The sequence below is a fragment of the Anabaena sp. WFMT genome (genome assembly GCF_051781005.1).
Lineage (GTDB): Bacteria > Cyanobacteriota > Cyanobacteriia > Cyanobacteriales > Nostocaceae > Anabaena.
Genome location: NZ_JBPWOA010000025.1, coordinates 42,845 through 66,726, shown reverse-complemented (window position 1 = coordinate 66,726; position 23,882 = coordinate 42,845). Strand labels below are relative to the sequence as shown.

At 37.4% G+C, this 23,882-nt stretch carries 27 protein-coding genes; 22 read left to right on the top strand and 5 right to left on the bottom strand.

The window, feature by feature from the left end:
• Positions 1 to 175 precede the first annotated feature (175 nt).
• Together ACSQ6I_RS16500 and ACSQ6I_RS16495 are read left to right on the top strand one after the other, a co-directional pair.
• Complete coding sequence (locus ACSQ6I_RS16500; protein WP_438891381.1) at positions 176 to 391, top strand: hypothetical protein; 216 nt, start codon at positions 176 to 178, stop codon at positions 389 to 391.
• Positions 384 to 764, top strand: a complete 381-nt coding sequence (locus tag ACSQ6I_RS16495) for a helix-turn-helix domain-containing protein (protein ID WP_438891380.1) — start codon at positions 384 to 386, stop codon at positions 762 to 764. Before ACSQ6I_RS16500 ends, ACSQ6I_RS16495 begins: the two co-directional genes overlap by 8 nt.
• Positions 765 to 864: 100 nt before the next feature.
• Here ACSQ6I_RS16495 and ACSQ6I_RS16490 read toward each other — a convergent pair whose 3' ends face one another.
• The 5 genes from ACSQ6I_RS16490 to ACSQ6I_RS16470 all read right to left on the bottom strand — a co-directional run bounded on the left by ACSQ6I_RS16490 (position 865) and on the right by ACSQ6I_RS16470 (position 2,351).
• Positions 865 to 1,023 (bottom strand): hypothetical protein, encoded by a 159-nt coding sequence (locus ACSQ6I_RS16490; RefSeq protein ID WP_438891379.1) that lies wholly within the window; start codon positions 1,021 to 1,023, stop codon positions 865 to 867.
• Between the two features lie 102 nt (positions 1,024 to 1,125).
• Complete coding sequence (locus tag ACSQ6I_RS16485; protein ID WP_438891378.1) at positions 1,126 to 1,404, bottom strand: BrnA antitoxin family protein; 279 nt, start codon at positions 1,402 to 1,404, stop codon at positions 1,126 to 1,128.
• A complete protein-coding gene (locus ACSQ6I_RS16480; RefSeq protein ID WP_438891377.1) occupies positions 1,367 to 1,645 on the bottom strand; it encodes a BrnT family toxin in 279 nt (92 codons plus the stop codon). The genes ACSQ6I_RS16485 and ACSQ6I_RS16480 overlap by 38 nt, the downstream gene beginning before the upstream one ends.
• 80 nt (positions 1,646 to 1,725) lie before the next feature.
• Positions 1,726 to 2,130 carry a type II toxin-antitoxin system tRNA(fMet)-specific endonuclease VapC gene (vapC, locus tag ACSQ6I_RS16475; RefSeq protein WP_438891376.1) on the bottom strand — a complete coding sequence of 135 codons (405 nt, stop codon included), beginning with the start codon at positions 2,128 to 2,130 and terminating at the stop codon, positions 1,726 to 1,728.
• Positions 2,130 to 2,351 carry a hypothetical protein gene (locus ACSQ6I_RS16470; RefSeq protein WP_438891375.1) on the bottom strand — a complete coding sequence of 74 codons (222 nt, stop codon included), beginning with the start codon at positions 2,349 to 2,351 and terminating at the stop codon, positions 2,130 to 2,132. Before ACSQ6I_RS16470 ends, vapC begins: the two co-directional genes overlap by 1 nt.
• Before the next feature lie 316 nt (positions 2,352 to 2,667).
• On the opposite strand from ACSQ6I_RS16470, the gene ACSQ6I_RS16465 reads away from it, so the two are divergent.
• The 20 genes from ACSQ6I_RS16465 (at position 2,668) to ACSQ6I_RS16370 (ending at position 23,850) form a co-directional block, all read left to right on the top strand.
• Positions 2,668 to 3,192: a Ycf51 family protein gene (locus tag ACSQ6I_RS16465; protein ID WP_438891374.1), complete on the top strand. Its 525-nt coding sequence runs from the start codon at positions 2,668 to 2,670 to the stop codon at positions 3,190 to 3,192.
• A 466-nt stretch (positions 3,193 to 3,658) separates the two neighbouring features.
• Complete coding sequence (locus ACSQ6I_RS16460; RefSeq protein ID WP_438891373.1) at positions 3,659 to 4,834, top strand: iron-containing alcohol dehydrogenase family protein; 1,176 nt, start codon at positions 3,659 to 3,661, stop codon at positions 4,832 to 4,834.
• A gap of 126 nt (positions 4,835 to 4,960) precedes the next feature.
• Entirely contained in the window at positions 4,961 to 6,166 is a 1,206-nt protein-coding gene (locus ACSQ6I_RS16455; protein WP_438891372.1) for an aspartate aminotransferase, read from the top strand.
• 282 nt (positions 6,167 to 6,448) lie between these two features.
• Entirely contained in the window at positions 6,449 to 6,763 is a 315-nt protein-coding gene (locus tag ACSQ6I_RS16450; protein WP_438891371.1) for an ArsR/SmtB family transcription factor, read from the top strand.
• A gap of 236 nt (positions 6,764 to 6,999) precedes the next feature.
• Complete coding sequence (locus ACSQ6I_RS16445; RefSeq protein WP_438891370.1) at positions 7,000 to 8,070, top strand: PstS family phosphate ABC transporter substrate-binding protein; 1,071 nt, start codon at positions 7,000 to 7,002, stop codon at positions 8,068 to 8,070.
• A gap of 1 nt (position 8,071) precedes the next feature.
• Positions 8,072 to 9,088, top strand: coding sequence for an ArsJ-associated glyceraldehyde-3-phosphate dehydrogenase (locus ACSQ6I_RS16440; protein WP_438891369.1), 1,017 nt, complete (start codon positions 8,072 to 8,074; stop codon positions 9,086 to 9,088).
• A 167-nt stretch (positions 9,089 to 9,255) separates the two neighbouring features.
• The gene (arsJ, locus tag ACSQ6I_RS16435; protein WP_438891368.1) at positions 9,256 to 10,518 is read left to right on the top strand and encodes an organoarsenical effux MFS transporter ArsJ; all 1,263 of its coding nucleotides are present in this window, start codon (positions 9,256 to 9,258) and stop codon (positions 10,516 to 10,518) included.
• A 609-nt stretch (positions 10,519 to 11,127) separates the two neighbouring features.
• Positions 11,128 to 11,346: a hypothetical protein gene (locus tag ACSQ6I_RS16430; protein WP_438891367.1), complete on the top strand. Its 219-nt coding sequence runs from the start codon at positions 11,128 to 11,130 to the stop codon at positions 11,344 to 11,346.
• 163 nt (positions 11,347 to 11,509) lie between these two features.
• Entirely contained in the window at positions 11,510 to 11,725 is a 216-nt protein-coding gene (locus ACSQ6I_RS16425; RefSeq protein ID WP_438891366.1) for a hypothetical protein, read from the top strand.
• 163 nt (positions 11,726 to 11,888) lie between these two features.
• Positions 11,889 to 12,104, top strand: a complete 216-nt coding sequence (locus tag ACSQ6I_RS16420; protein ID WP_438891365.1) for a hypothetical protein — start codon at positions 11,889 to 11,891, stop codon at positions 12,102 to 12,104.
• Positions 12,105 to 12,267: 163 nt separating this feature from the next.
• Positions 12,268 to 12,483: a hypothetical protein gene (locus ACSQ6I_RS16415; RefSeq protein ID WP_438891364.1), complete on the top strand. Its 216-nt coding sequence runs from the start codon at positions 12,268 to 12,270 to the stop codon at positions 12,481 to 12,483.
• Positions 12,484 to 12,826: 343 nt separating this feature from the next.
• Complete coding sequence (locus ACSQ6I_RS16410; protein ID WP_438891363.1) at positions 12,827 to 13,081, top strand: hypothetical protein; 255 nt, start codon at positions 12,827 to 12,829, stop codon at positions 13,079 to 13,081.
• A 199-nt stretch (positions 13,082 to 13,280) separates the two neighbouring features.
• The gene (locus tag ACSQ6I_RS16405; protein ID WP_438891362.1) at positions 13,281 to 13,532 is read left to right on the top strand and encodes a hypothetical protein; all 252 of its coding nucleotides are present in this window, start codon (positions 13,281 to 13,283) and stop codon (positions 13,530 to 13,532) included.
• A gap of 203 nt (positions 13,533 to 13,735) precedes the next feature.
• Positions 13,736 to 15,886 carry a peptidase domain-containing ABC transporter gene (locus ACSQ6I_RS16400; RefSeq protein ID WP_438891361.1) on the top strand — a complete coding sequence of 717 codons (2,151 nt, stop codon included), beginning with the start codon at positions 13,736 to 13,738 and terminating at the stop codon, positions 15,884 to 15,886.
• A 24-nt stretch (positions 15,887 to 15,910) separates the two neighbouring features.
• Entirely contained in the window at positions 15,911 to 17,302 is a 1,392-nt protein-coding gene (locus ACSQ6I_RS16395) for an HlyD family secretion protein (RefSeq protein ID WP_438891360.1), read from the top strand.
• Between the two features lie 188 nt (positions 17,303 to 17,490).
• Positions 17,491 to 18,132 carry a hypothetical protein gene (locus tag ACSQ6I_RS16390; protein ID WP_438891359.1) on the top strand — a complete coding sequence of 214 codons (642 nt, stop codon included), beginning with the start codon at positions 17,491 to 17,493 and terminating at the stop codon, positions 18,130 to 18,132.
• A 177-nt stretch (positions 18,133 to 18,309) separates the two neighbouring features.
• A complete protein-coding gene (locus ACSQ6I_RS16385) occupies positions 18,310 to 18,987 on the top strand; it encodes a response regulator (RefSeq protein ID WP_438891358.1) in 678 nt (225 codons plus the stop codon).
• A 124-nt stretch (positions 18,988 to 19,111) separates the two neighbouring features.
• A complete protein-coding gene (locus ACSQ6I_RS16380) occupies positions 19,112 to 20,023 on the top strand; it encodes a sensor histidine kinase (protein ID WP_438891357.1) in 912 nt (303 codons plus the stop codon).
• Positions 20,024 to 20,147: 124 nt separating this feature from the next.
• On the top strand, positions 20,148 to 21,140 hold the full coding sequence (locus tag ACSQ6I_RS16375; RefSeq protein WP_438891356.1) for a ribonuclease Z: 993 nt from the start codon (positions 20,148 to 20,150) through the stop codon (positions 21,138 to 21,140).
• A 487-nt stretch (positions 21,141 to 21,627) separates the two neighbouring features.
• On the top strand, positions 21,628 to 23,850 hold the full coding sequence (locus ACSQ6I_RS16370; RefSeq protein ID WP_438891355.1) for a GumC family protein: 2,223 nt from the start codon (positions 21,628 to 21,630) through the stop codon (positions 23,848 to 23,850).
• Positions 23,851 to 23,882: the final 32 nt, after the last annotated feature.

Here is a 23,882-nt window from a genome sequence, read left to right as displayed (position 1 = left end):
CTGCGAATCCTTAAATCCTGTAAATCCTGTAAATCCTGATTCAGACAAATTTTCACCATCAAAATTAGCATTTACTAGATGATAGAATAAGTGTGCGATCGCTTCTCTTCCCTGACTACAATAGACTCAGTTTTAAAGTGTATTAGCGTATCCCTCTTTGAAATTCCGGAGTTAAATGGTTTCAACAGAACTACTCAACACCCTACACACTCTCAGCCGTGCAGATAAACTGTACATTATGCAAGTTTTAATATCTGAACTAGCGCAAGAAGAAACTAACTTAATTAAACCTGAACAATCATATCCAGTTTGGTCGCCTTATGATGCTTTCGACGCTGCCAATACTATGTTAGAAGTATTACAAGCAGCAAAATCTCAAAACAATGACTAATCCTGAAAGATATCCTTATCAACCAGAAATCATCAAAACCGAGGAAGAAAACGATCATTTTTTAGCAACTATGGAAGATTTACTTTCTCGTTCTCATCTGACACCAGAAGAAAATACGTTGTTAGAATTATTAGTAAGACTAATTGAGAATTTTGAAAATCAGCATTATCAGCTAAACGTTTCTACACCTCGTTCGAGAATTTTGCATTTACTGGAAGCACGGGATTTAGAAATAGGTGATTTAGTTCCTATTTTGGGTTCGAGTGAGTTGGTTTCTCAGGTTATTAATGGTGAGGTAAAAGTAACAAGAGAACAAGCTGAGATGTTAGGGAAGTTTTTTCATATTGACGGAAGTTTATTTTCTGGTGAATAAACCTATTTTTCTTTGTCCTGTTTCAATTTTATGTGGACTTAAATTTAAAGCAGACTATTTAATTTATTACATAGACCTTATAGCCTACAGGAGAAGTTTCCTATAAAGTGTTTTGATTGCCAAACTGCTGTGTTGATATTTGAGCATTATTAGTAATATGAAAAATTTGGGCTACAAAGTGTTGAGTGGGTTGATCTGGCTTGGTAATTGCCGCCTCTATTTCAACGACACCTTGATGAAGAATCTTGATAGGAATCAATTCACTACTTGGGTGGAGTAAAGAAAGAGATTTAACTAAACCCTCATTTTGTAAATATTTTAAGATATTTACAACTTCCTCAATTGACAGCGTAATTTAGTATTAAGCAGTTTGTTTATTACCACTATTTTTAATATGACGACGTAAAATCTCGTTAATAGCTGTTTGATAATCTTTATTTTGAGCTTTAAACCAAGCTATTACATCTGGTTCTAATTGGATAACATTTTTTGCTTGTGCTGCGGGAATTAGCAAAGTTGCTTTTTCAAAAAACTCATCAGTCAATGGAGGAATATCAGAATAGTCAATATCTTCATCTGACATAGAATCTAAAGCTTGCCAATTAGTACGTGAGATATTGTTCAAATTTTTTTCGTTCATAACGATTTGCCCTTCGTGCTGAAATAATTCTAATCACATCACCCTGTCTTTCAGTCCAAACAACAACAGCCACTCCATTTCCCAAAAAACCAATCCCTAACCAGCGTTCTTCACCGTAATCAAAACGTTCATCTTCCTCAATTAGCATTGGACTATCAAACATTTCAGGAACGTCTGCGAAGTCAATTTGATGTTTACGGATGTTTTCTAGATTCTTCGCTTCGTCCCACTCAAACTGCATCAAATTTTTAAAATACTAATTTGTTAATTGATGAATAATCACAAATTGTATCATATTTTCCTCATCCTTTAAATCCTGATTCAGACAATTTCCCAGTCTTCCAATTGTAGTTCAGGAATACGTGAAAACTCCCTAGTATTGTGCGTAACTAATATCAAATTATTAGCTAAAGCAATAGCAGCAATTTGTAAATCATAAGCTCCGATTGGTGTTCCTTGAGCAGTAAGTCGAGCGCGAATATTACCAAAAATATAAGCAGATTGATCATCAAAAGGTAAAGAAATAAACTGATTGAGAAATTCTTGTTGTATTTTTAGGTTACGTTCTGGATTAGCACTACGCATCGCACCATAAAATAATTCACTCTTCACAACTGAACAAACAGCAATTTCTGAAAGTGAAATATTATCCATTTTTTGCTTTAAATGCAGGTTTTTACCTTTGATATAAACAATGCAGGTATTGGTATCTAGCAAATAAATCATCAGAATGTTTCTCTCTCTGGTTGTTCTAGTTGTGGATGTCTGATAAACGTTTCATCCTGAATACAACCATAAAAATCACTCAGCTTTCTTGTGTTTTGGGTTGCTGATGCTGTTTCATAAACAAGAATAATATCTAATTCCATTCCTTCCTTTGCTTCCGGTAACTGAATCTGTAAAATTCCATCTTTACCAATACGCGAGCGCACTCTAATACTTTGCATAATCAATTTTCCCCCTATGTTTTGATGGTTCCTATTTGATTATAAACAATTTTATTAAGCGTCATCCTTCATCAGCAACATTGTAATTTATTAAGCAGATTGTTTATTATCACTACCTTCATTGACTAGCTGGCTTGTACAACATAGATGTCTCTAACCTAAAATTATGGCAGAGTTGAGGGTGGTGATAAATTTAGGGTGATCAGCGGCTTTTTCTACCCTATAACGATAGACTCAGTGGTGGAAGTGCGATCGCTTGAGTCAACGCAGCGATCGCACCAACCAGTAAAATGGGTATGTCCGTAATTAAAACCCTATGTTCACCACATCTGATTTCCTGCAATATACCCAATGGTCAGGTATTGCGACGATAGCGTTTGCAGTCTTCACAATTCTAGCTTTTATCGTCAAATGGGGCTTTCGCTTTCGGCTGGTGGGTGCAACTGGCTTTATGATCGTGCTGACTGCTGGGTTATTTTCACTGTCTTTAGTACCTCTGAGTCGCACAGTTATCCCCGGTGCAGTAAAATACACCCTAGTTTATGACAATGGTTCTAGCGAAGCGGTAATTGCGACTTCACCCCAGATTACCCCTACACAATTAGAAGCAACTTTGCGTCAAGCAGCTAGTAATCTGTATTCTTTTGGTCGTTTGGGTAGCAGAGGAAACAACCAATTGACCATTCGCGCCCGTACTATTATCCACCCTGAAGAGGGAATTACAGTACCGCTGTATTTAGGCGAAGTAAAACGAACTTTGGCTAGTCGTGAAGATTCAGAAATGGCAGTGCAAGTTTACCTAGATAAATTCGCTCAAATACCAAAAAAACCCACAGCTTAACAGAGATTTGGGAGTGTGGGGAAATAGGGAAATGGCAAGTATTACCTAATTCCCAGTCCCCAAGCCCCAAATAACATAATTTTTTTGTGATTTACTATACAATAAATATTATTTTTAGATTAAGATATTAAAACTTCAGAAATTTCACTATTGGGAAAAAATGTACCACTTTGCTGGTTATCGGCAAGGAACTTCCAAATAAAACAATGTACAAAAATAAATGTACAAAAATTTCTTGTGGTGCAGGCCGAAAAGCCCGCTAATCAATAAAGGACAGACAGGACTTGTACTGAAGTTGTCGAAGTATGCCCATCCCACAAGATTGGATAATTTATTTTCTGGTATTCCCTCAGAACCAAGCCTGATGCTAAGAGACTTTCAACTCTGTTTCCTATTCCCTGTTCCCTGCTGTATATTGTTAATCTAATTTGATTAAGAAATATCAATTTTTGACATACTACTTATTATGCCTAATCAATCTTCTACTCAGGCTTTATCTACCCAAACCTCTAGTTCGTTAGTTGCACTCACAGTTTCTCCGGCTAAAGTTGTCCGGGGTGCTGGTGTGTTAATCTCAGCCGCAGGAGAAATTGCCCGTTTGGGAACTCGTCCTTTAATTGTGTCCGGAAATAGCACTCTCAAGATTAGCCAAGAGAGTTTACAACCTATTTTCCAAGCCGAAAATTTACACACAGTTGCAGTTTCCTATAGTAAAGATTGTTGTGAAGCCAGTCTGAATGCTTTACACAAAGTAGCAAAGGAACATCAAGCTGATGTCATTATCGGTGTTGGTGGTGGTAAAGCCCTGGATACCGCTAAGTTAGTCGCCCATCAATTACAGTTACCAGTTGTCACAATTCCTACTTCTGCGGCTACCTGTGCTGCTTGGACAGCTTTATCAAATGTCTATTCAGAATCAGGGGCGTTTTTGTATGATGTGGCTTTATCTCGCTGTCCTGATTTGCTAATTTTGGACTATGATTTGATTCAAACTGCACCACAACGGACTTTAGTTGCAGGAATTGGAGATGCGATCGCAAAATGGTACGAAGCATCAGTCAGCAGTGGACACTTACAACAAACTCTAATTATTGCCGCAGTTCAACAAGCGCGGGTTTTACGAGATATTTTATTACAAAAGTCCGAAGTTGCCCTTAAAGAACCAGGTAGTGAAACTTGGCAAGAAGTTGTAGATGCAACGGTTTTACTTGCTGGAGTCATCGGTGGACTTGGTGGGGCGCAATGTCGCACTGTTGCTGCCCATGCCGTGCATAATGGTTTAACGCATATTTCTGGACATGGTAGCATTCATGGCGAAAAAGTCGCCTATGGCATCTTGGTACAACTGCGGTTAGAAGAAATGATCCCAGGAAATCAACTAGCAGCAGCAGCAAGACAGCAATTGTTGAAGTTCTATGCAGAGATTGGACTACCGCAAAAATTAGGTGATTTGGGTTTAGGTAATATCACCCTGGGTGAGTTACAAACCGCAGCAGAGATTGCTTTAGATCCTCATTCTGATATCCATCGCTTACCTTTTAAAGTGGCATTGGAACAATTAATGGCCGCAATGGTTTCTACCACTGCACCAATAGATAGTAATCGTATTGACAAAAAAGGTGAACGGGTAACAGGTAATTGAGTACCAAGTACTGAGTACTGAGTACTTAGTGCTTGATTCGGATTCTTACTTATCACCCGCTACTTTGCTGTTCTCATCTTCCCAGCCCCCAATCACCAATCACCAGTTTCTATTCGAGGTTTTTAGATGAATTTAAGTTGGATCACACCCGCAGAACGTGTACAAAAATTGCCTCCTTATGTGTTTGCCCGTCTTGATGAGTTGAAAGCCAAGGCCAGGGAACAAGGGCTAGATTTGATTGATTTGGGGATGGGAAACCCCGATGGTCCCACACCACAACCGGTGGTAGAAGCGGCGATCGCAGCTTTGCAAAATCCCGCTAATCACGGTTATCCCCCATTTGAAGGTACTGCTAGTTTCCGCAAGGCAATTACCCAATGGTACAATCGCCGTTATGGTGTGGTACTTGATCCTGATAGTGAGGCTTTACCTCTATTGGGTTCTAAGGAAGGTTTGGCACATTTAGCGATCGCTTACATTAATCCCGGTGATACTGTTTTAGTACCTTCACCCTCCTACCCTGTGCATTTCCGTGGCCCCATCATTGCCGGTGGAGTGATTCACAATTTAATTCTCAAAGCAGAAAATAACTGGTTAATTGATTTAGCTGCTATTCCTGACGAAGTAGCCAGAAAAGCCAAAATTCTCTATTTCAATTATCCCAGTAATCCCACCGCAGCCACCGCCCCCCGTGAATTTTTTGAAGAAATTGTGGCTTTTGCACGGAAGTATGAAATTCTTTTAGTCCATGATTTATGTTACGCAGAATTAGCCTTTGATGGTTATCAACCAACTAGTTTGTTAGAAATTCCCGGCGCAAAAGATATCGGTGTAGAATTTCATACCCTATCTAAAACCTATAATATGGCAGGTTGGCGTGTGGGTTTTGTGGTCGGAAATCGTCATGTGATCCAAGGTTTGCGGACTTTAAAAACTAATTTGGATTATGGCATTTTCTCCGCTTTACAAACTGCGGCAGAGACAGCTTTGCAACTCCCAGATACGTATTTACACGAAGTCCAACAACGTTACCGCACCCGTCGAGATTTTCTGATTGATGGTTTAGGCCAGTTGGGTTGGAAGATTCCCAAAACTGAAGCAACTATGTATTTGTGGATAAAATGTCCTGAGGGGATGAATTCCACAGATTTTGCTTTGCACGTTCTACAGCAAACAGGAGTTGTTCTCACTCCTGGTAATGCTTTTGGCGTTGGTGGAGAAGGCTATGTGAGAATTAGTTTAATAGCAGAGTGCGATCGCTTGGGTGAAGCTTTACAAAGATTCAAAGAAGCGGGAATTCGCTATCAACCAGAAGCCGTAGTTACTGCGTGATAATTTAAGGTGATAGGGAACAGGCAGGGGGTAGGAAGAAAATGTTTCCCAATCATCTATTACCTATTTCCCATTCTAAAAGTAGCCCAAGATTCCACACAATATCAAGAGAAATGAAGACATAAGCACCAGCAAAATCATTGAACAAAAAGATATTAAATTGATTTGCTATCAGTAGTTTAAACCAAACTCATCAGAGATAAAATAGCGATCTCTATCCAGAAAATCCTTTAATCCTGGACATCCTGATTCTGACAAAATCATCCCATTACCTCTTTCATCATGGTAAATACTATTAATAAATTAATAATAGAAGGCTTTCATGCCCTTTCTGACCCCATCAGAATCAGCGTGTTAGAACTGCTGCGACAGCGTGAATTGTGCGTATGTGACTTATGTGATGCCTTAGAAATAAGTCAGTCAAAATTATCCTTTCACTTGAAAAATCTTAAAGAAGCTGGTTTAGTTAACTCACGTCAAGAAGGACGCTGGATTTATTACAGCTTAAATCTGCCCCAATTTCAGATTTTAGAACAATATTTAGCCGATTTTCGCCTCAATCATATCATGTCAGTACCTCGTTCCTGCTGCGATTAATCAAGATGGGTAATATTAAAACCATACAAGTGTAATCACTTAAATTAGGACAGTGTTAATTACTCAAAACCTTGAAGCAACCGAGTTTATACTCATGACTCACCGCGTTGCTTTCACTCCTCTACCCAATACATCAATTTTTCTTGATTAATATTTGTATATAGTGTTATCCTATTGCTTGACATATCAATTTTTTTTGAAATGATAGATACATACTTTCCATATCAGCAATAGAGATGGTGATCTCAGTGAAAACTACGAGGAATAAATTGGCTTTAGCGGTGGGAATGTTAACATTAGCAACTAGTTGCACAACTACATCCGACCCATCAATTCAAACTCAACAGACACCAAAGACAACGCAAGTCACTGATTCAACAACTATAAAAATCATCAAAATTGATGGTTCTAGTACCGTACATCCGATTACACAAGCCATAGCCAAAGAATTTCCAGCCACAAGCAAAAATAACACCCCAGTGCAAATCAGCATTTCTGGTACTGGTGGGGGGTTTGAAAAATTCTGCGCTGGTAAAATAGACATCAATAATGCCTCTCGACCAATTTCTAAAGCAGAGATGGCAGTTTGTAACAAAAATGATGTCAGATACATAGAATTACCCATCGCCTTTGATGCCTTAACCATCGCAGTTAATCCCCAAAATGACTGGGTAAAAGACATTACAGTAGCAGAATTAAAAAAGATGTGGGAACCTGCTGCTGAAGGAAAAATCACCCGTTGGAATCAAGTACGTAGTTATTGGCCAGATCGCCCTATGAATTTATACGGTGCTGGTAAACAATCTGGTACATTTGACTACTTTACAGAGGCACTAGTTGGTAAAGCCAAATCCAGCCGTAACGATTACATAGGTAGCGAAGATGATGATGTCTTAGTTAAAGGTATTAATAAAGATCCTAACGCTTTAGGATATTTTGGTTACGCTTACTATGAAAAAAACAAAGATAAGTTAAAAGTAGTAGCTGTTAATAACGGTAAAGGTGCAATTTTACCATCACCAGAAACAGTAGAGAAATCTCAATATCAACCACTTTCTCGACCTTTATTTATCTATGTCAATCTTTGGTCTAGCCAAAACAGAGGTGATGTTTATAAATTTGTAGATTTTTATCTGCAAAAAGCATCAACAGTTGCTAACTCTGTCGGTTATGTACCTTTACCAGAGGAAGCTTACAAAATTAATTATGTCCAATTGCATAACGGAAAAGCGGGAACAGTATTTGCTGGAAAAGCAGAACTAGACTTAACGATTGGGCAATTATTACGTAAACAAAAGGAATTCTAACATGACAGTGCGTGTAGGAATTAATGGCTTTGGCCGCATGGGACGTTTAGCCCTCCGTGCTGCATGGGATTGGCCAGAAATAGAATTTGTGCATATTAATGAAACTAAAGGTGGTGCAGTAGCAGCAGCACATTTACTCAAATTTGATTCTGTACATGGACGCTGGAATAGAGAAGTTGAAGCGGTAGAAAACAGAGTATTAATTGATAATCAACCTCTCGATTTTAGTGAATATTCCCAACCGGGTGAAGTTCCTTGGGAAGACTTTGGTATTGATATTGTTTTGGAATGTTCTGGTAAGTTTAGAACTACAGCTACCCTTGATCCTTATTTTAAACGAGGTGTGCAGAAAGTAATTGTTGCTGCACCTGTAAAAGAAGGGGCATTAAATATTGTCATGGGGGTAAATGATCACCTTTATGAATCTGACAAACATCATTTATTAACAGCAGCTTCTTGTACAACTAACTGTTTAGCCCCAGTAGTAAAAGTAATTCATGAAGGCTTAGGAATTAAGCATGGCATAATTACCACAATTCATGACAATACTAATACTCAAACTATTGTCGATGCACCTCATAAAGATTTGCGTCGCGCTAGGGCTACTAGTATGTCATTAATTCCTACTAGTACTGGTTCAGCTACAGCTATTGGTTTAATTTATCCAGAATTAAATGGTAAGTTAAATGGTTTAGCCGTGCGTGTACCTTTGTTGAATGCTTCGTTAACAGATTGTGTATTTGAAGTTGTTCGCCCGACAACGGTAGACGAAATTAATGATTTATTGAAAACAGCTTCTGAACAGGAACCATTAAAAGGAATTTTGGGTTATGAAGAACGTCCTTTAGTCTCAATTGATTATAAAGATGATCCTCGTTCTTCAATTATTGATGCCCTTTCAACAATGGTTGTAGATGAAACTCAAGTGAAAATTCTGGCTTGGTATGACAATGAATGGGGTTATGCTAACCGCATGGTGGAATTAGCGCGAAAAGTGGCTTTAAGTTTGCAGAAATAATGGTTTTAAAGGGGTTGGGTTTTCGGCCTACCCCAGATGGATTTTTTTCACGCAGAGACGAGGCAGCGCTGTCTTGGGGGTTTCCCTCATGAGTGACTGCCGTAGCAGAGGCGCGGAGAGAGTTTTTAGATTTCTCTGTTTTTATATACAATTTCGCATTATTAATTATGACTGCTACTACAAGTTCTAGTGGTAATTTAAAGAATTACGCTTTAGTTACTTTGGCTTATTGGGGGTTCACTATTACTGATGGTGCTTTGCGGATGTTGGTGTTGCTTTATTTTAATAAAATTGGTTATACACCTCTGCAAATTGCATCTCTGTTTCTGTTTTATGAGGTTTTTGGTATTGTTACAAATTTTTTAGGTGGTTGGATTGGTTCACAATTTGGATTGAAGGTTACTCTTTATACAGGTATTGGTTTACAGATTTTTTCTCTGGTGATGTTGTCTTGGTTAAATCCTAATTGGGTACAGTGGTTTGCAGTTCTTTATGTGATGGTTGCACAAGCTTTTTCAGGAATTGCGAAAGATTTAACCAAGATGAGTACTAAAAGTGCTATTCGTTTGGTAGTTCCACAAGATGCCCAATCTTCTTTGTTTAAATGGGTAGCAGTTTTAACGGGTTCTAAAAATGCGTTGAAGGGAGTTGGTTTTTTTGTTGGTAGTGCAATTTTATCTTTATTTGGGTTTGTTAATTCTCTATTGATAATGGCTGGTGGACTATTTTTGATTATGTTTACTGGGTTAATGTTGCCGAAGGGAATGGGCAAAATTAAGAAGAAAGTTAAGTTTAGTCAACTGTTTTCTAAAAGCAGAGAAATTAATATTTTATCTGCGGCTAGATTTTTTCTTTTTGGTTCGAGAGATGTGTGGTTTGTGGTGGCTTTACCAGTGTTTTTACGTGAAACTTTGGGTTGGTCTTTTTATCAGGTGGGAGGGTTTTTGGCTTGTTGGGTAATTGGATATGGGATTATTCAATTTTTAGCACCAACTTTGATACAACGGTTTGGTTCTGGCCGTCCACCACAATCACAGACTATTCAATTTTGGACTTTTACTTTAACTGCTGTTCCTGGTACGATCGCACTTGCTCTCCAAATCGGTTTACCTGCTAATCTAGTTATCATTGGCGGACTCCTCATATTTGGCGTGGTGTTTGCCTTCAATTCCGCCGTTCATTCCTATCTAGTGTTAGCATTCACCGATGACGACAAGGTAGCCTTAAACGTTGGCTTCTATTACATGGCTAACTCCGGTGGTCGTCTCGCAGGTACGGTATTATCCGGTTTGGTTTATCAGTTATCCGGTTTAGTCGGTTGTCTGTGGACATCAATGTTTTTTGTTTTAGCCGCAGCTTTAGTTTCTCTGAAGTTACCAAATCCTCAACCTAGTCAAGATATCCCTTGGAAAGCCGGCGACGGTGATTAGAGGGTGCTTGAAAAGTATAAAGTGTCATGCTGAACGAAGCGCCAGCGTAGTGTAAGTGCTAACGCCAACGCGGAGCGTGCCGGAGGCTTCAGCATCTCATAATTTAACGCAAAATCAGGATTCTAGAGCCTACGGCTCCCGTCAGGGATACACTCCACTTCGTTCCGTATGGCTCACGCCACGCTATGCCTACGGCACACTACGTGAACGCTATCAGAATGACGAATTATACCTTTCATAGACTTTTTCAACATCCTCTTAAAAAACTAGAAGTTACTTAATCTGTAAGGCTCTCCCAGAGGGATAAGTACAAAGCTATCGAGAAATGATGTGACTGCTACTGTATGGAAATTTATGTAATTTAATTGCCTGGAAACTAGCATCATTAACGTGATATTTAGGCGTGTATTTTTCGGAAACTGCACTGGCGTAATTGAGTAATTATGTCCCCTTTAACTGGTAATTAAGTTTGCAGAAACTGTAAATGACTCAACTATTTACTTCCAGCTATTGTATTAACAAGCAAGCGGTTGAGGGGCTTACAAAAAAAGCAATCAACTACTAGCACAAAAGCAAATCTAATCAATCAAGATCAAGGAGTATTGAAATATGCAAGTAATCGAAAATAATGCACTATTCACTCAAGTTGCTGCTGAAGAATCTTCTATTGCTAGTGGTGGTGGTCCTGTTGCCTATCTTCAATATATCCAATTGGCACAAACCCCTGCTTCCCCAGGAGGCACTCAAGTGAACGCTGGAGAAATACAATATGGATGGGACATCCTCGTTAATGCGGCTGCTGCCGTTAACGCTATTGCATCTCTGTAATCTATCAAATTAGAACATTTAGAAACGTGGATTTAATAAACTACAACTTTCTGATGGTATCTTAGCGACCGGATAATGGACTACCAAACTGAAGTTTTACATTGTGTTGAATCCACGTTCCCTAGTTTAAATCACATCAATTGAGATCAAGGAGTATTGAACCATGCAAGTAATCGAAAATAACCTCTTCACCCAAGTTGCTGCTGAAGAATCTGCTACTGCTAGTGGCGGTGGACCTGTTAGCTACCTTCAGTATATCCAATTGGTACAAACCCCCGCTTCTCCAGGAGGCACTCAATTGACCGATGGAGAAATACAATATGGGTGGAATGTCCTAATAAACGCGGCTGCTGCCGTTAACACTATTGTATCTCTGTAATCTATCAAATTAGAACATTTAGAAACGTGGATTTAATAAACTACAACTTTCTGATGGTGTCTTAGCGACCGTATAACAGACTACCAAACTAAAGTTTTACATTTTGTTGAATCCATGTTCCCTAGATTAAATCACATCAATTGAGATCAAGGAGTATTGAACCATGCAAGTAATCGAAAATAACCTCTTCACCCAAGTTGCTGCTGAAGAATCTGCTACTGCTAGTGGCGGTGGACCTGTTAGCTACCTTCAGTATATCCAATTGGCACAAACCCCTGCTTCCCCAGGAGGCACTCAATTGACCGATGGAGAAATACAATATGGGTGGAATGTCCTCATAAACGCGGCTGCTGCCGTTAACACTATTGTATCTCTGTAATCTATCAAATTAGAACATTTATAAACGTGGATTTAATAAACTACAACTTTCTGATGGTGTCTTAGCGACCGTATAACAGACTACCAAACTGAAGTTTTACATTTTGTTGAATCCATGTTCCCTAGATTAAATCACATCAATTGAGATCAAGAAGTCTTGAACTATGCAAGTTATCGAAAATCACCTCTTTACCCAAGTTGCTACTGAAGAATCTGCTACTGCTAGTGGCGGTGGACCTGTTAGCTACCTTCAGTATATCCAATTGGCGCAAACCCCTGCTTCTCCAGGAGGCACTACATTGACCGATGGAGAAATACAAAAAGGGTGGAATATCCTCATAAATGCGGCGGCTGGCGTTAACATCACTCCATCTGTATAATCTATATTTTAAGTATGAGCAGCCTGTTTCCATCAGATGAGATGAAAAACGCGCCCTTGGTCTTAACAATTCCAACTGAATATGGGCTGCTCAAAATTAAGCCAAGTGAGCGCGGGTCTGGTAGCAGTAAAATGGCGTAGAGTAGGGATGAAGCATAGGCTAAAAGGGATGGATTTTTCATACATCCCTTTACCAAATTTCTTGTAGAAATAAATTGATTGCAAATAGTCTTTTCCAGTTGTTTTAAGGGGTTATATCTGAGCTTACTGTAAATCTAATAGTATTCACTTTTTACCAGAATATTGATAGTAATAGTGTCTCCCCTAAAAGCACGGATAAGCAAATGAAAGAAATCGAAAAAAATCCAATTTTCACGGAAATCACCGATGAAGAAGCTTCTGTTGTTAGCGGTGGTGGACCGATTAACTATCTAATTTATATGCTATTAGCCCAAACCCCTGCTTCTCCAGGAGGTGTGAATTTAACCGAGGGAGAAATACAAAATGGGTGGAATATACTCATTAATGCGGCTCCTCCAGTCAACTTTTTTATTAATGCTTTTTCTTCTGGCATAAGCTGGTTCTCATGGTTTTGGTAATGGGAGGTTATTGATATCGCTGTAATTAATAAATCTGGAGCTTATTGAGGAAATTGTAGGGCAATAGCATGGGTATAAATTGATTTGCAGATATTATTTTCGATTGGCTAAATACTGGATAAATTATTATATTCCAGGATTTTAATTGATGGATTAATTAAAGAATTAACGTTTCTAAAAACCATCTCAAGGAGGATATATGAAAATGATTAATACAAGACAGATTTTTACAAATGTCACTCCCGAAGAATCTGCTACTGTTATTGGGGGAGGTCCGTGGCTTATAACTTTGAATCCCACCGATTACTCTTATATTTTAACAAGAGAAATAGATGGAATTCCCTATAAAATGAATGGTTATAGTGATTTAGGCAGTCTAATAGGCTCTCTAGGTTCTGTAAAAGATATAGCTATTGAGTTTGCACAACCCTTGACCCAAGACTCCTATTAAGTTCCTTGATACCCCTATTTTATAAGAATTTTATTAACTACCTGAATTGTATATATATCACCAATTCAGGTAGTTTATATATAATCAAATCTTATGGGAAGGGTAAATATTAGTAAATTTAAATCGAGATTTATTTATTATTAACTCTAAACAATATGTGCATTTTAAAAATGTACTGGAAATTTAAATAAGCCTTTTGCATTATGAAATATGCTCACGTTTCACAACATAGTCAAGAAGATTGCGGTGCCGCTTGCTTGGCAGCAATTGCTAAATTCTATGGACGGAATTTTACTCTCAGTCACATCCGAGAAACTGTAGGTACAGGACAATTTGGTACAACTTTATTGGGACTACAGCGAGGAGCAAAAACACTTGGTTTCAATGCTTCACCAGTCAAAACTTCACCAGAACTTTTAAACCGATTACATGAAGCACCTTTACCAGCAATTATTCACTGGAAAGGGAATCATTGGGTTGTTTTCTACGGTAAAAAAGGCAAAAAATGGATAATTGCCGATCCAGCAGTAGGTGTGCGTTATCTATCTCAAAAAGATTTAGTAGAGGGTTGGACAGATTGGTTGATGCTTTTATTAGAACCAGATCCAGAACTCTTTTTGAAAGGAGAAGATGATCAAATTGGTGGTTTTTGGCGCTTCTTCAAGCGCGTGTGGAATTTTCGCGCCATTCTAGCTCAAGCCTTACCTCTCAACTTACTGTTGGGATTACTATCTTTAGCATCTCCTTTCTTGCTGCAAATTCTCACAGATGATGTTTTAGTTCGCGGAGATACCAAACTACTTACTACTATAGCGATCGCAGTAGTAGTAATGAATTTAATTTCCAGCAGCCTTGCTTGGGTTCAGTCTAACTTAATTGCTCACTTTGCTCAACGTCTGCAATTAGGTTTAGTTATAGAATTTGGCAGACAAATTCTGCGATTACCACTTTCTTATTACGAAGCTCGTCGTAGTGGAGAAATTGTTAGTCGTCTCCAAGATATTAACCAAATTAATCAGTTAGTTGCTCAAGTCGTTGTCAGCCTACCCAGCAAATTTTTTATTGCCTTCATCTCCTTTAGTTTCATGGCTTTTTATAGCTGGAAACTTACTTTAGTAGCAATATTTATTGCTGCATTAATGACTTTATCTCCGTTAGTCTTCCAGCCAACTTTACAGCAAAAAACTCGTGAGCTTTTAGTTAAAGAAGCAGAGGCTCAAGGTGTTTTAGTAGAAACATTTAAAGGTGCATTAACTCTTAAAACTACTACATCTGGCTTACAATTTTCAGATGAATTTCAAACTCGATTTGGTAGTCTCGCCACTCTGACATTACGCACAATGCAGATAGGAATTATTAATAATACCTTTTCTAGCTTTGTTTCTGCTATTGGCGGTATTATTTTGCTCTGGTTTGGCGGGAATTTGGTAATTAAGCCAGATGAAAACCTGAGTATTGGGCAGCTACTCGCATTTAACTCCATGAATGGCAACTTTCTGGGTTTAATTGCTACTGTTATCAGTTTTGTTGAGGAATTTACTCGTGCGAGAACTGCCATACAACGTCTGACAGAAGTTATAGATGCAACGCCAGAAAATGAAGGAGATGGGAAAAAGCCTTTTTCTAAAATTACTACAGATGCTGACATAATTTGTACAAATATCAACTTTCATTATGCTGGAAGAATTGACCTATTAGAAGACTTCTCTTTAACAATTCCCGGAGGTAAAAATGTTGCTATTATTGGTAAATCTGGTTGTGGTAAAAGTACTCTTGCTAAATTACTTGCTGGATTATATCCTCTCCAATCTGGAAATATCCGCATTGGACTTTATAACCTACAAGACCTTTCTTTAGAATGTCTGCGTCAACAGGTGATTTTAGTTCCCCAAGATGCTCATTTTTGGAGTCGTTCCATTGTCGAAAATTTTCGTTTAGGAGCGCCATTCGTTACATTTGAGCAAATTGTTCGAGCTTGCCAAATTTCTGGTGCTGATGAATTTATCAGTAAACTACCTGAAAAATATCAAACTATTTTAGGTGAATTTGGCGCTAATATTTCTGGTGGTCAACGTCAAAGATTAGCCATCGCCAGAGCTATTGTTACAGAACCACCAATTTTAATTTTGGATGAATCTACTGGTGGACTTGATCCTGTGAGTGAGGCGCAAGTTTTGGAGCAATTATTTAAATATCGCCAAGGTAAAACCACAATTTTAATTACTCATCGTCCCAAAGTAATTAATCGTACTGATTGGATTGTTTTACTAGATCAAGGAAAATTGAAAATTCAAGGTAATTTAGAAGATTTAAAAGCTAAAGCAGGGGAGCATTTAGATTTTCTAATTCCTTAATTGTTGTTAATTATTTAGGTACTTATGCTCTACACTCATCACCAAAAACTTATCTCTTCAGAAGAGAATAATGAGTTTCTTCCTCCGATTAGTCGTTGGACATCTTTAGCGGGTATTTCTCTCATTGGCACTGTTGTTACTGCAATTACTCTTTCTTCATGGGTGAAATATAATGTCACTGTCAAAGCTCCTGGTACTGTTCGTCCTACAGGTGAAATTCGTGTGGTACAACCAGAGATGGAAGGAACCATTAAAAGTATTTTAGTTAAAGAAAATCAGTTCGTGAAAATGGGAGATGTAATTGCCCATCTTGATACCGAACAATTGACAATCAAAAAAAGCCAATTGCAAGGTAATATCCAACAAGGTAATCTGCAACTAGTTCAAATTGATGCCCAAATTCATACTTTAGATATTCAGACTTTGGCAGAAAAACAAGTTATAGAAAGAATCGTTGCGGCGGCGAAAGCAGATTTGTTACGCAACCAACGGGAATATCAAGAAAGGCAAATTAATACCGAAAGTGAATTTCTCGTATCCGAGGCAAGTTTGCAAAAATCCAAGACAGATTTAGAAAAAGCTAAAGCTGATTTAGAATTTGCCCAAATAGATAGAGATCGCTATGAACAACTATCGCAAATTGGCGCAATTGGACGGCGGGAATTTGAGCAGAAAAAATTGGTTGTGCAGCAGACACAATTAAGACTAGAAGCCGAAGAAAAATCTTTTGAAATAGCTAAAATTAAAGTCAGATCAGCTAAAGCTGCGGTTAATCCAACTACTGCAATGGTGATGATGGCACAAGAGCGTATTTCCCAAGAAACTGCTAAAGGTAAAGCTAATATAGCTAGTTTGAATAAAGAAAAACAAGCATTAATTGAGCGCAGATTTCAATTACAAACTCAAATTAATGAATCTCGAAAAGAACTTCAACAATTAGAGAACCAATTACAAAAAAGTGTGATTATTGCCACTAGTAATGGTATTATTCTCAAGCTAAATTTACGCAACCCTGGTCAAGTAGTGCGTACTAGTGACTCTATTGCTGAAATTGTTCCTGATCATGATTCTCTTGTTATTAAAGCTATGATTCCTACGGCAGAAATTAAAAAGATTGCCGTTGATCAAAAAGTGCAATTGCGTGTTAGCTCTTGTCCCTATCCTGATTATGGCACTCTCAAAGGCGTAGTTAAAACCATCTCTCCAGATGTAATGAAGAGCCAAAATAATCCGAATATAGCAACAGCTAGTAGCTACTTTGAAGCAACTATTCAACCGGAAAGGCTTGAATTTGGTAATACAAATCATCAATGTTATATTCAATCAGGAATGGAAGTAAAAGCTGACATTATTTCTAGAGAAGAAACAGCACTACAATTTATGCTCAGAAAAGCCAGGTTGATTACTGATTTATGAGCAAATTGAGTTAAAACTAAACCTTTATCATAGTTGGATTGTTTTTTCTTTAATTTAACTTCTTCATGGCGTATATAAAAACTATTTTGTGAAAATAAATATGCCTACGCTTCCCGTAAGGGATACAGGAATCAACGCAGATTCCTATATCTCTTACTTACAGTAAAGTCATAATCATCGGTAAGTTTATGACATCAGATCAAAAAATTCAACAAGCATTACAGTGGTGGTCTCATAGACAATCCATAAAGCTGTTTTTAGAAGCTGAAAAAATTCGAGAAAATTTATTGCAAGAATCTTTTACTATTCGTCGTGGTTTAGATATATTAAAGATAGATAATCTGAATTTACCAAGTCATGAAATTTCCGATTATATCAAAAAAAATGATGATTTTCATCACTCTTTAGTACAATTAAGTGATCGTTTATGTCCGGTGTATATTCAAGATAGCTTACCACTCTCAATTCAGTGTTTATTAGACCCCTGGTTAGCATCTAATTCTCATGTATATTTCCACATTGATATGCCAGTCTCCTGGAGAAATGAACCTGTAGAATATAGTTTCATAATTTTAAGGGCTTTAGAAGAATTACTGACAATAACTCTGCCAGGGTATTCAACCCCTATCTCAATTAACATCAGCCTGAAAGAAAAAGAAAATACAGGACAATTAACCGTGCATATTACCTATCCTGATATATCAAGTATGATTGCTTATTCCAATCTACCCGAATTAAAATATCTCAGTGATAGTGTTCAGTTTTTGATTTCTGGTAAATGCTTTTACCATAGTAGAAATCTAAGAATAGCTTGGTATTTTTGTTGGTAATTATTCTTATTTAGCCATAAAGAGGGAATAGTTTAGTAAAATTTTACTAAAAAATACGGAGGAAGGGTGACATACCTCATAGCGAATAAATTATCATAAATACAATTGAGTATAAGCCAAGTAATTGCATTAGATAAAATAAAATTTGTCTAGTTGTGTCATCATTCAGTGTTAAATATGGAACAAGTTTTATCAGCTAATAAATTGCTGAAAATCCTAGTAATTGATGACCACGAATCAGTTTTAAGCGGAACAGTTAATATCTTACGAAAAAACTATCCTCAGGCTGAACTTATTACTGCAATAAATACTAAAAGTGTTCTTGCTCAAGTTACGAATTTACAGCATGATTTAATAGTTATGGATCTTTCTATTCCCGATGAAAATGGACTCACAGCAAGACCTGATAATGGTATTCAACTTCTGAAAGTTTTGATGAAAAAATATCCCAACTTAAATATAGTTGTCCAAAGCGCTCATGTCAGAACATTGGTACGTATTCGTTTAGATATTGATAGTCATAAAGGAGGCTTTACTATTGCTGACAAAAGTCTTTCTACCCAAGAAATGTTAGCGAGAGTTGATTGGGCATTACAAGGATTAACCCATACAAAAGACATCAAAGGAGTCCACTCAGGATTAGAGGTAAAACCAGAGTGGTTGAAGGTATTGAATCTAGCATTTGAACAAGGCTTACAAGATAAAGCAATTGCTGAAGAAATGTGTGTATCAGAACGCATGGTACGTCATTATTGGAGTAAGTTACAAGATGCCCTAAATGTTTACCCTGAAGAAGGTAAAAATATCCGTATTCAAACAGAAATGCGAGCCAGAGATGAAGGATTAATTGACTAATAAATAGAGCGTAGTGCAGGTAAAATAAGTACATTATTTAGTTACAGAGTCATACACCAAGAGGGTTTCACATCTGATAGCTGCTGTATCAAATAACTAATTATCCAGACTGGAGCTAAAGCTTATGCAGTCTAAATTTTGTAAAGCAATTGAAGGAAGATGGAAATCTATCTGGATGTTGAAAATATATCCATTAAAAAATATTGTAGTTATTGGTATTGCTATTTCTAACCTCGTAAGTGCTAGTTATATCCTCTGGACTTGGAGTGGCTTGACTCCCACATTTTCAGCAATTTTTGTTTTAGCTTTAAATACTCTAACAATCACAGCTTTATATCAATATGATCAAGCTTTAAAATCTGTAATCAAAGCTAGACAAGTTATGATTGAAATTGTATTTGAAACAATTCATAACGGACCATTGCAAAGCCTAGACAGAGTTTTGAGACTGGTGAAAAGACAAGATTTATCAATTCATAAACTGCTACCAGAATTAGAACAAGAACTTGAAAAATTAAACCAAGAACTCCGAGAAGTTTATGAATTTTGGCAACAAGAAACCCTAACTCATGAAACAAGTCTTTACCTGGGAAACAGTACAGTCCTAAATTTACAAGATCCCCTGCATGAAATTCTCTATCAAGTTTATAGCCACACCTTAGAACGAGATTTTCCCTGCTTTAGAACCATCAAGTTGAAAATTCGGACTTTTGAGGCTATAGATGAACAAAGTTTAACTATTGACGATAAGCGAGGAATTTGCAGATTTCTAGAAGAAGCTTTGTGTAATGTTGGTAAATATGCCACAGGAGTAACCTGCCTCAAAGTTACTTGTTCTTTATCTGTCGGTTGGTATACGCTGAGTGTTATAGATGATGGTTTAGGCGTTAACTCTTCCAGAGAAGGTAGGGGAACACAACAATTTAAAAATTTAGCACGACAAATTAAAGGTAAATTTCAAAGGATTCCCATTTATCCTCAAGGAACTATTTGTGAGTTATCTTGGCCCGGATGCCTTGTGAGCTATCATAGGTAAGTTATTCAAATTTGGCATTTTGCTCCTTTGCAAGTGGCTGATTGCCGAAAGGATTTTGCTCAACAATTGTGTAACTATAAAGAATAAATCTTCATCCTGAGCAAGAAGAAGGCTAAAAAACGCTGTGCAGATAACATTTTTAGGGACGAGTTCCGGTGTACCAACAAGATCACGTAATGTTTCTAGTATTGCACTGAGATTGCCACAACGGGCAGAACTATGGTTGTTTGACTGTGGTGAAGGTACACAGCATCAAATTTTGCGGAGTGACCTCAAAGTTAGCCAACTTTCCCGAATTTTTATCACCCATTTGCACGGGGATCATATCTTTGGCTTAATGGGACTTCTTGCTAGTTGTGGTTTAGCCGGTAATGTAGAACGAGTTGATATTTATGGTCCATCTGGATTAAATGAATATCTGCAAGCTGCTTCACGTTACTCTCACACCCACTTTTCTTATCCCATCAAGGTACATACTGTCCAACCAGGGATAATTTATGAAGATGATGAGTTTACTGTTAGCTGTGGCCTACTGCATCACCGGATTACAGCATTTGGCTATCGTGTTGCAGAAAAAGACCGAGCTGGACGCTTTGATGTAGAAAAAGCAAAAGCTTTACAAATTCCTTCCGGCCCAATTTATGGTCGACTCAAGCGAGGTGAAACAGTTACGCTGGAAGATGGAAGTGTAATTGATGGTAGCCAATTGTGTGGGCCTACGGAAATTGGACGCAAGTTTGTTTATTGTACAGATACAGTTTATTGTGACGGTGCGGTGCAATTAGCACAAGATGCGGATGTGTTAATTCATGAAGCTACCTTTGCTCATCAAGATGCAGATATGGCTTTTCAGAGATTACATTCTACAACCACGATGGCAGCACAAACAGCTTATCTAGCCGGGGTGAATAGACTAATTATGACTCATTTTAGTCCCCGCTATGCTCCAGGAAATGCCATTGAGTTAAAAGATTTACTTCGGGAAGCCCGTGCTATTTTCCCTAATACCATGATGGCTCATGATTTCATGGTTTATGACGTACCTAGACGGCGTGAAGTTATCCTAAATAAGGATGTAGGAAGTGTCGTCGATAGTGTTAAAAATTCAGCCAAATAAAAAACCTAGATGCGAGGTAGGGGTTTAGCAATACTAAACCTCTATATATGGTATCAATACTCATTCCTGCGCCCAAGGTGCAGCACTAATCTCACTGAAATGAGATATTATAATATATAATCCTAACAATAATAGAATTCTCCCTTAGAGGATAGTCTAATTTATTAATTACGTTCGCGTAGTGTGCCTAAAAGGCTGATGATTGAGAAAGGCTATATATCAACCTTTATATATTCCCTTTTTATCCTTTATTAAATATTTAAAAATCTAATAAATAAATTTACTATCATAGTGCTGACCGGGCATATATCTGGATGAATTGATTATGGAATAGCTGCTTAAAGATATGTTCTATCAAGTAGTTATATCTTCCTGGAAAAATAAATATTAGTGGTTTAAGAGAGAAATTAGTGTATAAATTATCTCAAAAGACTTTTTTTATCATTATTTTCCAGATATATTGTTTCGATAGTAGAGGGCTTTTATAGTGACTACAACTGGTCTAAATCGCAAACAACTGGTTAATACTTCTAAACAAAGGGTATTGAATATTAGACAAATATCTAACATTCTGTTTCACCGACGCTTTCTGATTTTAGGGTTTTCCTGTGCGGTGATGACGGTTACAAGCCTTATTGCTGTCATTACCAAACCCATGTATCAGAGTTCTATGCAGATCATGGTGAGTTCTGATGAAGATCAAGGATTACGTTCTAGTAATATTCAGAAGGATACAAAAAATGAGCTAACTAACCTTAATAATTCATCTGTAGAATATACTTATCAGATGAAATTAATGCGGAGTTCTAAGCTCCTACAAAAAGCTGTCGATTTGCTGCTTTCAGATTATCCTAATATTACCCTGGAAGATGTCAAAGGTAAAATTAATACCGCTAATCAAGTATCTTTGCAAATAGCACCAGCAGAGGAAACATCAGCTTTTAATCAAATATTTGTAGTTTCTTTTAAAGACCCAAATCCTGTAAAAACTAAACGCGTATTACAAGCTCTACAGAAAGTTTACCAGGACTACAATATTGAACAAAGGAAGGAGCGTGTCAATCAAGGACTAGCTTTTGTTAATAATAGATTACCTAAGTTGCAACAAGAGGTATTAACGGCAGATAAAAAATTAGAATTTTTCCGCAAAAAACATAATTTAATTGATCCAGGAGTACAGAGTAAAATTTTACTAGAATCTCTTGTTGATATTCAAAAACAACGAAAAATTATTCGCTTACAGCTTGAAGATATACAACTTCGCTACAGTAACCTAGAGAAAAAATTAGTATCTTCAAGTCAAAATGCACAGTTAGCTGCTAGTTTGAGTCGTTCGAGTAGCTATCAAGCTTTGGTGGATGAGATTAGAAATACGGAAATGACTTTGGCTCAAGAAAGTTTGCGCTACACTGAAAATTCTCCAGTTGTAGTCAGACTGATGCAGAAACGCAAAATTCAGATGGCGTTATTAGAGCAAGAGTTGCAAGAACAAGCTGTAAATACTAATAGTAATTCCCAAAAGTTATTAGGAGTCGATTCAAAGTTAGTTAATGAGTTAAAACAGTTACAGAAAACGGGAATGGGGCTAATTGCTAATGAAAATAATTTGGCTAAATTTGAACAAAATATTCGCTTACAGCTAAATATATATCCTGGGCTTATATCTGAATATAATCGGTTATTGTCAGATGTAACAATTCAACGTAAAACACTTGAGCAATTGTTGCAATTACAACAGACTCTAGGAATGAAAATTGCTCAGGGAGGATTTGATTGGCAAGTTTTGGAAGAACCAGATTTGGGGATTTATATCGGTAATCGTAAATGGTTATTGATAATTGGAGGAATTTTAATTGGACCAATTTTAGGTATGATATTTGCCTTGATTTGGGAAATGTTTAATAAGGCAATTTTTTCTCCCCAGGATTTACAGAATTTGACGAATCTTCGTTTACTGGGATCTGTTCCTAAATTGGGTAAACCGAATGTAAAAAATAGATTCCAGCAGATATTCGGATCTAAACGGCAAAGCTCATCACCGATAATAACAGAAAGCAATACAAAATTATCCAGTCATGAAACTCTGGATATGATTTACCAAAATATTCAAATATTCAAGCAGTCTTTGCCTTTTAAGTCTTTGATGTTAACTTCTGCATTACCAGGAGAGGGTAAAACAACTTTAACTTTGGGGCTTGGAGCTAGTGCGGCACATATGCATCAACGGGTACTAGTTATTGATGCTAATCTGCGATCGCCCAGTTTACACAAAATCCTCAAGATTTCCAATGATTGGGGCTTATCTTTGTTATTGCTGGATGATGTTAAAACTCAAGTTCATAATTATATCCAGCCTATTCACCCTTCCATTGATGTTTTGACTGCTGGACCGACACCAGAAGATGTGGTAAATCTGCTCAGTTCAGAAAAGCTGAAAGAATTGATCGAGTCCTGTGAGCAAATGTATGACCTAGTTCTGATAGATGCTTCTTCTGTTTTAGATAGTGTTGATGCCAGAATTATTGCATCTGCCTGTAATGGAATTGTGATAGTAGGTCGTATTGGTCAGTTAACTCCACAGGAACTGATGCAAGCAACGGAAATTTTGAGCCAGTTGAATTTAATTGGCATTGTTGCTAATGAAGCTCACAAGTCTTATAAAGTGAAAAAATCCTCAGAACGTGCTGACACCGTGAAATCTGCTGATTAAGTCAAAATGATGATCAGCTAATTTCTGGTTGA

Coding starts and splice junctions, on each gene's coding strand:
- ACSQ6I_RS16445 (WP_438891370.1), top strand. CDS start 7,000: ATGGTGATCTCAGTGAAAACTACGAGGAATAAATTGGCTTTAGCGGTG.
- ACSQ6I_RS16455 (WP_438891372.1), top strand. CDS start 4,961: ATGAATTTAAGTTGGATCACACCCGCAGAACGTGTACAAAAATTGCCT.
- ACSQ6I_RS16405 (WP_438891362.1), top strand. CDS start 13,281: ATGAAAATGATTAATACAAGACAGATTTTTACAAATGTCACTCCCGAA.
- ACSQ6I_RS16485 (WP_438891378.1), bottom strand. CDS start 1,404: ATGAACGAAAAAAATTTGAACAATATCTCACGTACTAATTGGCAAGCT.
- ACSQ6I_RS16410 (WP_438891363.1), top strand. CDS start 12,827: ATGAAAGAAATCGAAAAAAATCCAATTTTCACGGAAATCACCGATGAA.
- ACSQ6I_RS16465 (WP_438891374.1), top strand. CDS start 2,668: ATGTTCACCACATCTGATTTCCTGCAATATACCCAATGGTCAGGTATT.
- ACSQ6I_RS16480 (WP_438891377.1), bottom strand. CDS start 1,645: ATGCAGTTTGAGTGGGACGAAGCGAAGAATCTAGAAAACATCCGTAAA.
- ACSQ6I_RS16400 (WP_438891361.1), top strand. CDS start 13,736: ATGAAATATGCTCACGTTTCACAACATAGTCAAGAAGATTGCGGTGCC.
- ACSQ6I_RS16425 (WP_438891366.1), top strand. CDS start 11,510: ATGCAAGTAATCGAAAATAACCTCTTCACCCAAGTTGCTGCTGAAGAA.
- ACSQ6I_RS16420 (WP_438891365.1), top strand. CDS start 11,889: ATGCAAGTAATCGAAAATAACCTCTTCACCCAAGTTGCTGCTGAAGAA.
- arsJ (WP_438891368.1), top strand. CDS start 9,256: ATGACTGCTACTACAAGTTCTAGTGGTAATTTAAAGAATTACGCTTTA.
- ACSQ6I_RS16415 (WP_438891364.1), top strand. CDS start 12,268: ATGCAAGTTATCGAAAATCACCTCTTTACCCAAGTTGCTACTGAAGAA.
- vapC (WP_438891376.1), bottom strand. CDS start 2,130: ATGATTTATTTGCTAGATACCAATACCTGCATTGTTTATATCAAAGGT.
- ACSQ6I_RS16380 (WP_438891357.1), top strand. CDS start 19,112: ATGCAGTCTAAATTTTGTAAAGCAATTGAAGGAAGATGGAAATCTATC.
- ACSQ6I_RS16450 (WP_438891371.1), top strand. CDS start 6,449: ATGGTAAATACTATTAATAAATTAATAATAGAAGGCTTTCATGCCCTT.
- ACSQ6I_RS16440 (WP_438891369.1), top strand. CDS start 8,072: ATGACAGTGCGTGTAGGAATTAATGGCTTTGGCCGCATGGGACGTTTA.
- ACSQ6I_RS16395 (WP_438891360.1), top strand. CDS start 15,911: ATGCTCTACACTCATCACCAAAAACTTATCTCTTCAGAAGAGAATAAT.
- ACSQ6I_RS16385 (WP_438891358.1), top strand. CDS start 18,310: ATGGAACAAGTTTTATCAGCTAATAAATTGCTGAAAATCCTAGTAATT.
- ACSQ6I_RS16470 (WP_438891375.1), bottom strand. CDS start 2,351: ATGCAAAGTATTAGAGTGCGCTCGCGTATTGGTAAAGATGGAATTTTA.
- ACSQ6I_RS16430 (WP_438891367.1), top strand. CDS start 11,128: ATGCAAGTAATCGAAAATAATGCACTATTCACTCAAGTTGCTGCTGAA.
- ACSQ6I_RS16495 (WP_438891380.1), top strand. CDS start 384: ATGACTAATCCTGAAAGATATCCTTATCAACCAGAAATCATCAAAACC.
- ACSQ6I_RS16460 (WP_438891373.1), top strand. CDS start 3,659: ATGCCTAATCAATCTTCTACTCAGGCTTTATCTACCCAAACCTCTAGT.
- ACSQ6I_RS16390 (WP_438891359.1), top strand. CDS start 17,491: ATGACATCAGATCAAAAAATTCAACAAGCATTACAGTGGTGGTCTCAT.
- ACSQ6I_RS16500 (WP_438891381.1), top strand. CDS start 176: ATGGTTTCAACAGAACTACTCAACACCCTACACACTCTCAGCCGTGCA.